Origin of the sequence: Butyrivibrio sp. Su6, assembly GCF_900108105.1 — a bacterium.
Classification (GTDB): domain Bacteria; phylum Bacillota; class Clostridia; order Lachnospirales; family Lachnospiraceae; genus Butyrivibrio.
On record NZ_FNUR01000006.1, the window covers coordinates 156103 to 170290 of the forward strand.

Sequence of the window (14188 nt, forward strand, 5' to 3'; positions counted from 1 at the left end):
CTTAGGGAGAGTTCTTATGTACGATTTGAGCTATGCAATTCCAAGTTTATTGCTTTTGAGTCTTTTTGTTGGGTATTTTTTCTTGCTCCCACGAGTTCCCAACAGAATGAATCATACTTTTTTCATGCTTCTTCTCGTGGAAGTGAGTACAATTGTTCTTAATCTTATTTCCTCATGGGCAGATATGTATTACATGGACTACTCAAAGGAAATCGTTGCTATTTCTAATGCGTTATTCTTTTGCATGTTCTATCTTAGAGGCTACGTGTTCTTTTTGTTTACCTTGTCAGCTGTCAAAGTAGAAGAGTATTATACAGGGGCTTTGGGTTTCCTTAAGCGTATCCCGCTTCAGCTTTGCATGTTGCTTGCCATTACAAGTCCGTGGACCCATTATATCTTTTGGATTGGTGATGACGGGTATCATTCAGGACCGTATTATAAGGTTCTTTATCTTGAATTCTGGATGTATATATTGCTTTCTGTACTTATTATCCTAATCAACAAAAATATGATCCAAAGAAGAGAAAAGATAAGTCTCTTGTGGTGCAATGCAATTCTTTTTCTAGGCACTTTGTTCAGACTGTTTCTTCCGCAGATACTTATGATGAATACTTTCTGCGTTTTAGCAGTTACCATTTTGTACCTTTCATTTCAAAATCCTGATCTCTATCTGGAAAGACGGTCAAAAGTATTTAACTCAAGGGCTCTTAGAGACTATATTGAAGAGGTAAACGGAAAAAGACCTTACAGGATACTATCATTAGTCATCCATAATTACAGGGACATAAGAGACATATATGGCGCAAGGCAGATGAATGAAGGCATTGACATGATCGGAAGCTATCTTAGAGAAACCTTTCCTAAGGTCATGGTATTCTATTTCAGCAACGGACGATTTGCTCTTATTGCAGGCGAGGAATTAGAACTTGAGAATGAAAAGATCAGACATACCATTGAAGAGAGATTTGATTCCCCATGGATTTCTGATAATGCAGAGCTGTATCTGGATGTGAGTATGGTATATATATATCCCGGAAATAAGGCTCAGTCTGCAGATGTTGTATTTAATGTCCTTACAGAGAGTCTTTCACAGGTTTCAAGGGCAGGAAGTGAGTCTTTTGTTACTTTAGGTGAAAAAGAAATTCGTGACAGCGAAAAAGGAACAGTAGTAAAAAGAAATCTTGAAGCAGCAATTGATAACGATCTTGTTGAGGCATTTCTTCAGCCTATAGTCGAAGTAAAGACCCATAAGATCGTTGGGGCAGAAGCACTTGCAAGGATCAGGGATAGTGAAGGTAAGCTTATTCCCCCTGGACTTTTTATTCCTATAGCAGAGAGAAATGGCAGCATAAATCAGCTTGGAGAACAGGTCCTTGACAAGGTATGTAAATTTATTGCCGAGAATGACATTAAAAAGATGGGCCTTAACTGGATAAATGTTAATCTTTCCCCTATTCAGTTTATGAGGCAGGATCTTAATCAGAGGCTGACTTCAATAGTATCTGCGCAAGGAATAAACTCGTCATACATACATTTAGAGGTGACGGAGGAATCCATGGTAGACGATTATCTTTTGTTAAAGCAGATCAAGTCTATTCAGGAAAGCGGATTCTATTTTGTTCTTGATGATTATGGAAGCGGCTATTCTAACCTTGCAAGGCTCAGGAGATGCCCTTTTATCAATGTAAAAATAGATATGAGTCTGGTGTGGGAATATGTAAAGTGCCCGGATGAGATGCTTCCCAATATGGTCTCTACCTTCAAAAATCTTGGTTTCTCCATTACAGCAGAGGGAATAGAAGATGAAGGAATGGCCAAAATGATGGCCGATATCGGGTGCGATTATCTACAGGGATACTATTTTGACAAAGCCCTTACTATGGATGAATTTATCGCAAAATATTCATAGAAGTGTGATAGAATAGTTAAGAAAGCTAAAAGAGCTGTCCTTTAGTGGGACGGCTCTTATTTGGGTAAGAGACTTTGGAGAATCATATGAAGACAGCACTGGTTATGGAAGGCGGCGCAATGCGCGGTATGTTTACCTGCGGCGTGTTGGATGTCCTTATGGAGAATGGTATTTCTTTTGACGGGGCAGTAGGAGTGTCCGCCGGCGCGACATTTGGATGCAATATCAAGTCTAGGCAGATTGGAAGAGCTTTAAGGTACAACAAAAAGTACTGTAAAGACAAAAGGTATCACAGTATAAGATCTCTTTTAACTACAGGTGATATCTACAACGTGCCATTTTGCTACGATGAACTTCCCTATAAACTCGATAAATGGGATATAGAGACTTTCAGTAAAAACCCAATGGAGTTTTACTGCGTTGCGACTGACATAAATACAGGAAAGCCTGTTTACCACAAGTGCGAGACAGGTGGAAAAGAAGATATCATATGGATCCAGGCCTCTGCGTCAATGCCGCTGGTTTCAAGACCTGTCGAGATAGACGGAGGAGTTTACCTGGATGGAGGCATATCAGATTCCATTCCTCTTAAGTTTATGGAGGGCCTTGGATATGATAAAATCTTAGTTATCGAGACCCAGCCCAAAGACTATGTCAAGGGCAGGCAGAAGTACATGCCGCTTGTCAGATGGATGCTCAGAAAGTATCCCAATATGATAAAGGCCATGGAAGAGAGATATCTCATGTACAATGAGCAGAAAAGGTATGTGAGAGAAAAGGAAGAAAAGGGTGAGATTGAGGTTATAAGACCGCTTGCGCCCCTTAATATCAGTCCTGTTGAGACTGATGAAAAAGAGCTGGAAAGAGTATATCAGCTTGGAAGAGCTGAAGCTTTAAAATACTTAAACAAATAGACGGAGGTAGTGTATGAAGAGGTTTGACGGATTTATGTTTGGCGCCAATCTTGGTGGCTGGCTGTCACAGTTCGATGAAGACACAAAAGAGCATTTTGACAGCTTTATCACAGAAAAGGATATTGTAAGGATCAAGGAGGCTGGTTTTGACCATGTCCGTGTTCCTGTTGATTATGTAGTGATCGAAGATGAGCAAGGGGAGCCCATCGAGAGCGGCTACGAGTATCTTGAGAATTGCGTTGAGTGGTGCAGGCGCGCAGGACTTAACATGGTTCTTGATCTTCATAAGGCATATGGTTATTCTTTTGATCCACTTGATAAGGGAGAGAGTAAGGAAGCTTTCTTCTATGATGAGAAGCTTCAGAAGCGTTTTTACAATACATGGGACACAATCTCAAAGAGATTTGCAAAAGACGCTGATATGATGGCTTTAGAGCTTCTTAACGAGATTGTATCACCTAAGGTTGTTAAGGAGTGGAACGAGATAGCAAAGCAGGCAGCTCTTACTATCAGAAAGAATGCGCCTACTGCCTATATCATCATCGGCGGTGTATGCTACAACAACGTAACAAGCGTACCGCTCCTTGATAAACCAATTGATGACAGGATCGTTTACAATTTCCACTGCTACGAGCCATTTATCTTTACTCATCAGAGAGCTTACTGGGTAGAGAATATGCCTAAGGACTTCGTGGTTGAGTATCCTGGCTCACTTGAGGATTACAGAGAAAAGTCCAAAGAGCTTTCACCTGATCTTGCAGATGCAATCAACAGAGGAGAGATCACTGAGATCGGACCATCATATTTTGAGAGGATCTTTGTTCCTGCAGTTGAGAAGGCAAAGGCTGAGAATGTATGCCTTTACTGCGGCGAGTATGGCGTTATCGAGCTTGCTGATGTGGAGTCTGCAAAGAGATGGTTTGCTGATATCCACAGCGTTTTTGAGAAGTATGAGATAGGCCATGCTGTTTGGAATTACAAGGAAAAAGATTTTGGAGCAACAGTAAATAAGTGCTTTTTTTAATAAATTGACTTTGGGAGATTTACAGGCTATGGATAAGAGATTAGAACCACTTTTTACAAAATGGAAGATTGGAAATGTGGAGATTAAAAACCGTATTGTTTTAACTTCCATGGGTGGAACTGATTTATTTGGATGGATGGAAAAGAACCATTTCGACAAGGCTGGAGCTGACTTCATACTTGAAGTGGCTAAAAATAATGCGGGACTTGTTCTTCCCGGATGTCAGCCTGTTTACAATCCAATGTTTGGTCAGTGGCTCTACAGCAATAAAAAAATGTATCAGGAACTAAAAGAATGGATGCCAAAGCTTCATGAGACAGGCGCCAAGCTTTTTGTTCAGCTTACTGCCGGCTTTGGCAGGTCTTTTACCGTAAGTACCATGATGGAGACCTTGTACAATAATAAGGCACTCAGAGTTTTATCAAAGCCATTTATGGACCTTGATAAGATAACAGCTTCCGCAAGTGCTTCACCTAACAGATGGTCTGATAAGCTGCCTTCAAGGGCACTTACTGTAGAGGAGATCAGGGAGTATGTCACAGCCTTTGGTAAGACTGCGCTTCTTTTGAAAGAAGCCGGAGTTGACGGCGTGGAAGTACATGCTGTTCATGAAGGTTACCTCCTTGATCAGTTTACTTTGCCTTACGTGAATAAAAGAACTGACGAATACGGTGGAAGTTTTGAGAACAGATACAGGTTTGCTGTGGATATCGTAAAAGAAATAAAGAAAACCTGTGGAAAAGACTTCCCGGTTTCTCTGCGTTACAGCGTTGTCTCCAAGACAAAAGGCTTTAGAGAAGGCGCACTTCCCGGTGAAGACTATGTAGAAGCAGGAAGAGATTTTGAGGAGTCCAAAAGAGCTGCAAAGTACCTTCAGGATGCCGGCTATGATATGCTCAACTGCGACAATGGTACGTATGATGCCTGGTACTGGGCTCATCCACCAATCTATATGCCTGAAAACTGTAACCTGGAAGATGTTGAGAATCTTAAAAAGTACGTGGATATCCCTGTTGTCTGTGCAGGACGACTGGATCCAAGAGTTGCTGCAAATTCAATAAATGAAGGAAAGCTCGATGGAGCCGGTTTTGCAAGATCATTCCTTGCTGATCCTGAATGGGTTACAAAACTCATAGCAGGAAAAGAAGAGGATATAAGACCATGTATTCTTTGTCATAATGGCTGCTTTAACATGTGCCATTATAAGGGCGTTCCTAATGATCAGAAATTATCTGATTCTCTTCACCTTGCAAGATGTGCTGTAAATGCCGAAACTATGCAGAAGGACAAGCATCACATCAAACCTACCAAACACCCAAAGAAGGTTTATATCATCGGCGGTGGAATTGGCGGAATGGAAGCAGCAAGAGTCCTTAAGCTCAGAGGCCATGAGCCTGTTATTTATGAAAAAGCGGACAGACTTGGCGGAACATTTATTGCTGCAAGTGCTGAGTCATATAAGGGAAAGCTCAGAGATCTTTTGGCGTGGTATCTTAGAAAAATGGATGAGCTTGGAATAGAAGTTCATTTGAATGAAGAGATAACTGATCTTAAGAAGTTTGGTAAGAGCGATATCCTGATCGCCACAGGTTCCAAGGCAAGGGTGTTGAGAAGCGTTCCGGGACATGAAAAAATGGTGGAAGCATGCGAGTTCCTTACCGGTACAGAGGTCGGAGAGACAGTAGCTGTAATAGGCGGTGGACTTACAGGATGCGAGATTGCATATGAGCTTGCACTTAAGGGCAAAAAGCCTGTTATTGTAGAAATGAAGGACGACCTTGTTTCACAACCGGGAGTATGCCTTGCAAACAGCTCATACCTCAGAGAATGGTTTGCTCTTCACAAAGTTCCGGTTTACCTTGAGACTTCTCTTAAAGAAGTCAGGGATGGCAATATCCTTGTAAAGGACAAAGAAGGCAAAGAATTTGAAATAGAGTGTGATAGTGTTATCAGCTCTGCGGGTTATATTCCTAATCCTCTCATAAAGGACAGTGATAGAACCAGCAATATTGATTTTATTGGTGACTGTAAACAGATAGGTAATCTTAGAAGCGTAATCTGGAGAGCTTATGAAGTTGCCATGAGAATATGATAATAGCCCCCTATGGAAACATAGGGGGTTTATTAAATTTTAATATAATTTTAATCGAAATACAGTATTTGAGCGAACGTTTTTTTTCATATTGATGGTACAATATTTATGATGCCTTTTAAATATTTTCAAAGGAGATGTTCTATGAAGACCTTTTATGGAAAAAACGCTCAAGGTAGCGTATCAGAAGCAGTACATGGGCTTGTTTCGCCTAAGCTTATTATCATGATGAGCAATGCCGATAAGTTTGAAGCAAATGTTGAGACACTTGAGAAACTCTATCCGGGTGTGCCAAGTATTGGCTGTATTGCCATGGGATATGATACAACAGTTGTAGAAAACGGCGTTGCAATCACAGCATTTACTGATGGGGTTACAGTCTGCACAGGTGTTCTTGAAAATGTTTCTAAGGCGCCTGCAAGGTATATCAAAAGAATTACCGCTGACGTTGAATCAGTAAGACCCGGAAAAGACAACACAGCAATCATCGATTTCTGCGCTGCCAATGATGCTGCAGTTCTTACAACTCTTTCAACTCTTGTAGAAAAATATAATCTACAGGTCATGGGAGCTACAGGTGATGCCGGAAAGGTATCAGTTAATGGCAAAGTATATGAAGATGCCATGGTATATGCAGTAATTAAGAATAACGGCGGCAAGGTAAAAACATATAAGGAAAACATTTACGCTCCACGAGATAATACTCAGCTTATCGCATCTAAGACAGATAAGAGCAAATATTATCTTGGAGAATTAAACGGACGCCCTGCAAAGCAGGTATATATCGAGCTTACGGGAGCTCCTGAGAACGACGTTGTAAACCAGACCTTCAAAAATCCTTTTGGAAAAATGGTCGGTGATGACGTTTGTATCGTTTCATTAAAGGACGTATCAGGAAATGGTCTTATTCTGTACAGACAGATCAACGACTCGGATATCCTCACAATTCTTGAGATGCGTGATCCTTCTGAAGTAGCTCAGGCTACCATAAATAAGATCAAGAATGATTTCAATCATGTATCAGCTATCTTTTCAGTTAATTGCATATTCAGATATCTTGTATTTGAGGAGAGAGGTGGCCTTTCTACATACCTTAACAAGATAGGAACCCTTGGAGCCTCATGTGGACTTGTAGGATTTGGCGAACATTATAACACGCAGTTTGTTAATCAGACCATGACATGTGTGGTATTCGAATAAGGGAGATAAATATGTTTGAAATGTTTGGTAAAAAGAAAATTGAGACAGTAAACGAGAATGTAAATAAAAACGCTGAAGAGAAAAAGGCGATGGAAGAAAAGATGGATTCTTTGGTTTATATCGCAGATTCCATTAAGAGTTTCCAAAAAGACCTGGTTCAGAATGAAGTGAATTCTCTTACTGAGATTCATGACATGGGAGAAGCTGTTGATGATGTAATTGACAGCAACACCAAATTAAGAGACAGGATGGAAAACTTTAACGAGAAGTTTGCTGAGGTTAATCAGAGCGCTTCTAAGTTTGAAGATGTTAAGCAGAATATCTTAAACAGTGTTCATAACGCACAGGATAAGGTTGGAGAGCTTAAAGACAATTCCAATGAAGTAAGAGCCAGCTTCGATGAGATGGCGCAGGGCTTTGAAAACTTCAAGGAATCGGTTAATCAGATTTCTGATTATATGAAAAAGATCATCAGCATTGCATCTCAGACAAACCTTCTTGCTCTTAATGCTTCAATTGAGGCTGCAAGAGCAGGTGCTGCAGGAAAAGGATTTGCTGTAGTTGCTACAGAAGTAAGAGAGCTTGCAGATGAGATCAAGGTAATGATTGATCAGGTAAATGCTTCTATTGACAATGCAAATACTGAGAGTGAGAAGTTATCTGTTCTTATGGAAAATTCCATTGCAGCAATGGACAAGTCACTTCAGGGCGTGGAAGAGACAAAAGAGACTTTCGATGAGATCATCGAGAGTACCGACGGAGCCAATGCCGTTCAGCAGGAGATTGCAGATACCACTGATGTAGCTGCAGATGAGCTTCATCTCATCGGATCAAATATCGATGACATCAACAGAAAGTACGATGCCCTCGTAAACCAGCTTGAAAGAGTTAATCAGCTTGGAACTACAAAGAGTAGCGTATTTGAGCACATCGATAACCTGGTTTCCCAGATCGAACCTATCGTAAAGTCCAAATAAGTAGTAAGAACTTCTAAGTCGGAGCAGTCGCCAGGCCAAGAGCCATTTGCGTGACATTTCGAGTTTAGAAGTTCATGGCAACAAATTTTTACTTTGGGATTCCTTGGATCAAACTCACCGCTGACTACCGGCGCTTTTGGACAGTGGGCTCCATTTTTCTCTGTCGCAAGAAAACGCCATTTTTCCTGTGCTCTTGGGCACCTTTGAACCGCGCATGTGGAAGCACATGTTTGAGCAGGGCGTATAGATATGAATAACGTGGTCTTGGCCCGCTAAAGCGGGCAACAAGGCAAAATAAAAGAATCATCTCTCAAACTCATGAGTTTGGAGAGTGATTCTTTTTTTATTGCCTATGGTGCGTACGCACCGTAGACCACGTTATTCATATTAGCCCTGCGAGTTTTTGCTGTAACATGCGCATTAAAGAAAAAGGTGCCTGAGCACTTGGAAAAAGTTTCGTTTTCTTGTCAGAGAAAAATGGAGCCCACTGTACCTAAAAGTGTCTGGTGTCAGCGGCTCAGACATGTGATCCAAAAACGGAATCCCAAAGTAAAAATTTGAATGCTCATGAACTTAACTAAACTCTCTTAGACACGCAAATGGCTCTTGTCCGGCGGTTGCTCTCTCTTTGGATTTCTTAAGATTTTATATTATTAAGGAGCATGTCTTCTGTAACTCCGGTGAGTTCCATAGCTTCTTCTTTGGAGTGACCTTTGTTTATCAGATTGTTGAATATAGCAATTGCTGCATTATCATAACCTGTGTCGTATCCTTCATCATAGCCTTCTTTTTTGACATTTTTAAGGTGGAGTTCTTCATTATAGTCCCACATACTTGCCTCCTGAACTTTGGCTCTATGCTTTTTTAAGAATATAGATAGAGTTCCATCTGCAATGCATTTATCAATTGCTTTACTTATAGCATTACCAACCGCGTCGTTTCGGTCATCAACATTTTTAGGAATCTCTTTTATATATTGTCGCACAATGGAGACAAAAAGTGAATATTCCTTTAAGGTGTCACATGCTTCCATAAGCTCCTTATTGTGACCATTGTTTATATTGAGTGCAGTGACAATAAGCTCAAGTTCAGGCTCTTCTATGATAGTCTCAAATTGTTCGGATAATTTGTATACTTTCCTGTCTTGCATTGGAGAAGTACCATTATAAAACACAAAAAATTTTGGCGCAGGAATCTTTATGAGTTTACTGGTATATAAGTCTTCTTCGGTTGTGATCTTTTTGAGAAGCTTTGCCACATAGAAAAAATCCCTTAAAGGCATATTGGGGCATAACGATGATTGATGTTCAAAAATGTTGAGCTGTGAGTTGAAGATAAATGATACATCATTTTTTACCTTCATAAAGGTGCTGTCACCTATAGTATTGATGATAAGGTCATCTTCGTTGGTGTAGGATGTTTTATTTAAGGCATTATACAGTGATAATAGCTCTTTTTTGTTGTTAAATAACATCCTGAATACTGTGTCTCGGTAGTTTTTGTTTTCGATTTCTGACATAAATGTCCTCCTAAAGTTTGTTTTTTGCTAAAGGAATTATCCGGCTGAAATGCCTTAAGAATATCCAATAGAATATGCATGAAATTGCATTTACTGATAAGAAAATCAGCAAGAGATAAATTATCATAGATCAAGTTATATGTAAAGGAGTTTTTAATATAAGCGTAGGAATGGTATTATTTAATATGGTTTAAAGAAATAAGCTTATTATTTTAGGACTACAATGAACAGGGAGAAGATTTATGGACAGCAGATTTAAGCAGCTTTTGGAGATGGCGAAGGTTTACAGAATGCCGATGGACAGGGTTATACGATACATTTATATTCCTGAGTTTTTTAATATGTTCAGGAGGAAAGACAAATGATCATTGAGGTAAAAGATGTATCGAAATCCTATGGTGAAAAGAAAGTACTTGATAAGTTTAATCTGAATATAGAGGATGAACACAGCTATATAATTACAGGCGGAAGCGAATCAGGAAAGACAACTTTGCTTCGCCTCATTTTAGGACTTGAAAATCCAGATTCAGGAAAAGTGGGACTTCTTGGAGATTACAAGTACCCCTATATAAACGCAGGAGTAGTCTTTCAGGAAGACAGGCTTTGTGAGAGCTTTTCAGCAGTAACCAACTGCGCAATGGTAAGCAAGAAGGTCTTCAAGCAAACAGTAAGAGAAGAACTTTTAAAACTCCTTCCTTCAGACAAGGTTGATATTCCTGTCAAAAAACTCTCAAGCGCAGAGAGGCGCATGGTCTGCATAGCCAGAGCCTGCTGCATTCCAAGCGATGTCCTCGTTATGGATGAGCCCATCAAAGGCCTTAACGCCTCCCAAAAAGAAAAGGCAATTGCCTTCATCAGGGACAAGCAGGGCTCAGGCTCCCTCGTAATAGCCACAGAAGACGTTTCAGGGCTCGACTTTGGCAGAACCATTACCTTGCAGTAAAGCAGCCAAAAGCCTCTCGCAGACCGCCCCGCCCGTGTAGAAGCCATTTGCGTGTCTAAGAGAGTTTAGTTAAGTTTATGAGCATTCAAATTTTTACTTTTGGATTCCGTTTTTGGATCACATGTCTGAGCTGCTGACACCAGACACTTTTAGGTACAGTGGGCTCCATTTTTCTCTGACAAGAAAATGAAATTTTTTCCAAGTGCTCAGGCACCTTTTTCTTTAATGCGCATGCTACAGCAAAAACTCGCAGGGCTAATATGAATAACGTGGTCTACGGTGCGTACGCACCATAGGCAAAAAAAGAATCACTCTCCAAACTCATGAGTTTGAGAGATGATTCTTTTATTTTGCCTTGGTGCCCGCTTTAGCGGGCCAAGACCACGTTATTCATATCTATACGCCCTGCTCAAACATGTGCTTCCACATGCGCGGTTCAAAGGTGCCCAAGAGCACAGGAAAAATGGCGTTTTCTTGCGACAGAGAAAAATGGAGCCCACTGTCCAAAAGTGCCGGTAGTCAGCGGTGAGTCTGATCCAAGGAATCCCAAAGCAAAAATTTGTTGCCATAAACTTCTAAACTCGAAACGTCACGCAAATGGCTTCTACACGGGCGGGGCAGTCTGCGAGGGGCTTTTGGCTGCTTGAGAATCGTAATAATGGTATGTGAATAGACCATAAACCGTTTGTTTGGTATAATAAAATAGAAGTGATTGTCGGTTGAATTATGTGAGGATACGTGAGACGGCGGCTTTTGTGGAGGTAGTGGCGTGAAGAGAACGCTGATCATTATTGTTGATCTTTTGATAATGGGATTGATACTTTTCTTCATAGTTCAGTATGCCAATACTAAGATGAGGGAAAGCAATGAGAGAGTCGTTGAGGATTTTGAGAAGATGACGATCACTGCGGAACAGATCATTACGAATTACCTGGAGGATGAGCAACATCTTTGCGATATTTGGGCGAACTATATTAATCGGTCCGCTGAGGCTGGATCGCCAATGACCGGTGAAGAAGCAATTTCTTTTATCAGAAAGGCAAAGATATCTTCGAGTATTTATGGACATCTTATATTTCTTGATAAGACCACTCAAAGTGGGATATCTACTCATGCGAGCTCAAAGGATGCAAATGATTATTCGGTTTCATACCGCAATATTAACATTTTTGACAACATTGATGAGATAAGTAGAGAAGATGGTAAGATCAGCTTAACAAGAGCGTATACTAATCCCCAGAATGGAGTGCAGTCAATTGCATTTCTTAATTACGTAAAAGTTCTGGATGAGTCAGACGGGCAGCTTTCAGAGGCAATTCTTATGCGCGTGGAGCCTGTCAGTATGCTTGAGGATAAGCTTGTATTTCTTAAAGGTGAGTATGAAAACGTTGAGATTTCTCTCATTAACAAGGAGGGAGAATATCTGGTCCATGGTAAATCGCTGAAAAATTCCAACTTTTTTGAATATTATAAATCCTATAACGAAGGTGACATTGCAGATTACAACGAAATGACAGTCAAGGTAACTTCGGAGACAGGAACCATGACAATGCTTAACTCAAAAGGAGAGGAATGTGTAATATCCTACACTCCTTTGAAATCAATGAATACATGGTTTCTTTTGGCTTATATACCAGCAGGTGAACTTAAGGCGGCAAATACAGTTGTTGACTGGCTGTTGCTGGGAATGGTGACACTTGGTCTTTTATCCCTCCTTACCTTCAATTACCTGATACTGATGCTCTATAACAAAAAGCTTGCTGAGGCGGCGGAGGCTGCTAATCAGGCAAATGAGGCAAAATCACATTTCCTGTCCACTATGTCCCACGATATCCGCACTCCTATGAATGCAATCCTGGGACTTAATGAGATGGTGCTGAGAGACAGCCATGAAGATGATATTGTTGCCTATTCTGAGAGCATAAGGACTGCAGGTAAGACTCTCATGGGAATCATCAATGACATTCTTGATTTTTCAAAGATAGAAGCAGGAAAAATGGATATCATCAATGTGGACTACAGCTTTGTATCCATGCTAAATGACCTTGTGAATATGGTTCAGGGAAAAGCACAGGATAAAGGCCTTTCTTTTGACCTTGAAGTAGACAGGAATATTCCGGTTATATTGCACGGAGATGAGATACGTATTAAACAAATCATCACCAATATTCTTTCAAATGCCGTTAAATACACGAAAGAGGGTTCGATCACCTTTAAAGCGGGATTTGAAAAGATGGAAGAAGCTCCCGATTCTGTAAAACTCATGATAAGTGTAAAAGACACAGGAATCGGAATAAAACCCGAAGATATGGACCGCTTGTTTGTTGCTTTTGAACGTATTGATGAGAATAAGAACAGAAACGTAGAAGGAACCGGCCTTGGCATGAGCATTGCCCAGAGCTTTCTGCGAATGATGGGAAGCAGCATCGAGGTTGAAAGCCAATATGGTAAGGGTTCAACTTTCTCTTTTGAACTGGTTCAGGGGGTAAAAGACTGGAGTCCTATTGGCAATTATGAGGAGACCTTTAAGCGAGCTGTTTCTGAGAGAAAGAGATATCGTGAAAGCTTTACAGCACCTGATGCAAGACTTTTGGTTGTTGATGATACAGAGGTCAATCTTTCAGTTTTCAAGAATCTGCTAAAACGTACTAAATTGCAGATAGATACGGCAACAAGTGGAAATGAAGGAATAGCATTATATAAACGAAATAAGTACGATGCTATTTTTCTTGATCATATGATGCCTGATAAGGATGGAATAGAGACTCTTACGGAGATGAAAGGAATCCAGGATTCGCCTAATACCCTGACGCCGATCATATGTCTTACCGCCAATGCAATTTCAGGAATGCGTGAAATGTATATAAACGCAGGCTTTGACGATTATATTACAAAGCCCATTGATCCCGAGAGGCTTGAAGTGCTGCTTTTTGAATATCTGCCAAAAGACAAGATTGCTCCTGCATCCGGCGATGGCGATGAGGAAGACTATTATATCCCGGATTTTGTTTGGAAGATCGGATCTCTTGATGTAAATGCAGGGATCATTCACTGCGGAAGCCAGAAATCCTATATGGATACGCTGAAGACTTATTATGATTCCGGGCAAAAAAATGCAGAAGAAATTGAAAAGTACTGGAATGAAAAAGATATTAAGAATACTACTGTAAAAATACATGCACTTAAGAGCACCTCCCGTGTAATAGGTGCGATGGAGCTTGGAGAATTTGCTGCCCGCCTTGAAAAGGCAGGAGAAAAAGGGAATGTAAGGCTCCTTGAAACAGAGATAGGAAATCTTTTGACAATGTATCGGAAGCTGCTTACAGAGATGGAGCTTTTGGGAAGTACAGATGGAGAAGAGGCGGGGAGTGATGTGCCTCTGATTTCAGAACAGGATATGAAAAAGACCTATGAAACTATTGCTGAGCTATGTGAAGCTTTTGATTTTGACGGCGTGGCAGAAACTGTGAAATCCCTTGAAAAGTATAGATTTCCGGAGAGCGAAGCTGCAAAATTTGAAACCATAAAAAAGGCTGTCGACAATTTTGATTATGATCTGATACCTGAAATCATATCAGGCTAAAGCAAAAGAGAAATTCTTTTGGATACG

Annotated in this window: 10 protein-coding genes; 9 read left to right on the forward strand and 1 reads right to left on the reverse strand. The window is 40.5% G+C overall.

Translation table 11 applies throughout. The features are described 5' to 3' along the window. The first annotated feature begins 106 nt into the window (after positions 1 to 106). The 6 genes from C4S54_RS08710 to C4S54_RS08735 all read left to right on the forward strand — a co-directional run bounded on the left by C4S54_RS08710 (position 107) and on the right by C4S54_RS08735 (position 8116). Positions 107 to 1909, forward strand: a complete 1803-nt coding sequence (locus C4S54_RS08710) for an EAL domain-containing protein (RefSeq protein WP_160110732.1) — start codon at positions 107 to 109, stop codon at positions 1907 to 1909. 86 nt (positions 1910 to 1995) lie between these two features. After that, entirely contained in the window at positions 1996 to 2823 is an 828-nt protein-coding gene (locus C4S54_RS08715) for a patatin-like phospholipase family protein (protein WP_103869182.1), read from the forward strand. A 13-nt stretch (positions 2824 to 2836) separates the two neighbouring features. Further along, complete coding sequence (locus C4S54_RS08720) at positions 2837 to 3847, forward strand: glycoside hydrolase family 5 protein (protein WP_103869183.1); 1011 nt, start codon at positions 2837 to 2839, stop codon at positions 3845 to 3847. Between the two features lie 28 nt (positions 3848 to 3875). After that, positions 3876 to 5939, forward strand: a complete 2064-nt coding sequence (locus C4S54_RS08725) for an oxidoreductase (RefSeq protein WP_103869184.1) — start codon at positions 3876 to 3878, stop codon at positions 5937 to 5939. A gap of 144 nt (positions 5940 to 6083) precedes the next feature. Then, positions 6084 to 7139: an FIST signal transduction protein gene (locus C4S54_RS08730; RefSeq protein ID WP_103869185.1), complete on the forward strand. Its 1056-nt coding sequence runs from the start codon at positions 6084 to 6086 to the stop codon at positions 7137 to 7139. Between the two features lie 11 nt (positions 7140 to 7150). Beyond that, complete coding sequence (locus C4S54_RS08735; protein ID WP_160110733.1) at positions 7151 to 8116, forward strand: methyl-accepting chemotaxis protein; 966 nt, start codon at positions 7151 to 7153, stop codon at positions 8114 to 8116. A 637-nt stretch (positions 8117 to 8753) separates the two neighbouring features. On the opposite strand, the gene C4S54_RS08740 is transcribed toward C4S54_RS08735, so the two are convergent. Continuing rightward, positions 8754 to 9635 (reverse strand): hypothetical protein, encoded by an 882-nt coding sequence (locus C4S54_RS08740; protein ID WP_103869187.1) that lies wholly within the window; start codon positions 9633 to 9635, stop codon positions 8754 to 8756. A gap of 242 nt (positions 9636 to 9877) precedes the next feature. Between C4S54_RS08740 and C4S54_RS16305 the strand changes: the two genes are divergently transcribed. From C4S54_RS16305 to C4S54_RS08750, 3 genes are all read left to right on the forward strand, one after another. Continuing rightward, positions 9878 to 10000, forward strand: a complete 123-nt coding sequence (locus C4S54_RS16305) for a hypothetical protein (protein WP_278308908.1) — start codon at positions 9878 to 9880, stop codon at positions 9998 to 10000. After that, positions 9997 to 10578 (forward strand): ABC transporter ATP-binding protein, encoded by a 582-nt coding sequence (locus tag C4S54_RS08745; protein ID WP_103869188.1) that lies wholly within the window; start codon positions 9997 to 9999, stop codon positions 10576 to 10578. Before C4S54_RS16305 ends, C4S54_RS08745 begins: the two co-directional genes overlap by 4 nt. A gap of 769 nt (positions 10579 to 11347) precedes the next feature. Continuing rightward, positions 11348 to 14161, forward strand: coding sequence for an ATP-binding protein (locus C4S54_RS08750; protein WP_103869189.1), 2814 nt, complete (start codon positions 11348 to 11350; stop codon positions 14159 to 14161). The last annotated feature ends 27 nt before the right edge of the window (positions 14162 to 14188 follow it).

Excerpts from the sequence above, each read along its gene's own strand:
- C4S54_RS08745 (WP_103869188.1), top strand. The coding sequence starts at position 9,997 with ATGATCATTGAGGTAAAAGATGTATCGAAATCCTATGGTGAAAAGAAA.
- C4S54_RS08710 (WP_160110732.1), top strand. The coding sequence starts at position 107 with ATGAATCATACTTTTTTCATGCTTCTTCTCGTGGAAGTGAGTACAATT.
- C4S54_RS08720 (WP_103869183.1), top strand. The coding sequence starts at position 2,837 with ATGAAGAGGTTTGACGGATTTATGTTTGGCGCCAATCTTGGTGGCTGG.
- C4S54_RS08735 (WP_160110733.1), top strand. The coding sequence starts at position 7,151 with ATGTTTGAAATGTTTGGTAAAAAGAAAATTGAGACAGTAAACGAGAAT.
- C4S54_RS16305 (WP_278308908.1), top strand. The coding sequence starts at position 9,878 with ATGGACAGCAGATTTAAGCAGCTTTTGGAGATGGCGAAGGTTTACAGA.
- C4S54_RS08730 (WP_103869185.1), top strand. The coding sequence starts at position 6,084 with ATGAAGACCTTTTATGGAAAAAACGCTCAAGGTAGCGTATCAGAAGCA.
- C4S54_RS08715 (WP_103869182.1), top strand. The coding sequence starts at position 1,996 with ATGAAGACAGCACTGGTTATGGAAGGCGGCGCAATGCGCGGTATGTTT.
- C4S54_RS08740 (WP_103869187.1), bottom strand. The coding sequence starts at position 9,635 with ATGTCAGAAATCGAAAACAAAAACTACCGAGACACAGTATTCAGGATG.
- C4S54_RS08725 (WP_103869184.1), top strand. The coding sequence starts at position 3,876 with ATGGATAAGAGATTAGAACCACTTTTTACAAAATGGAAGATTGGAAAT.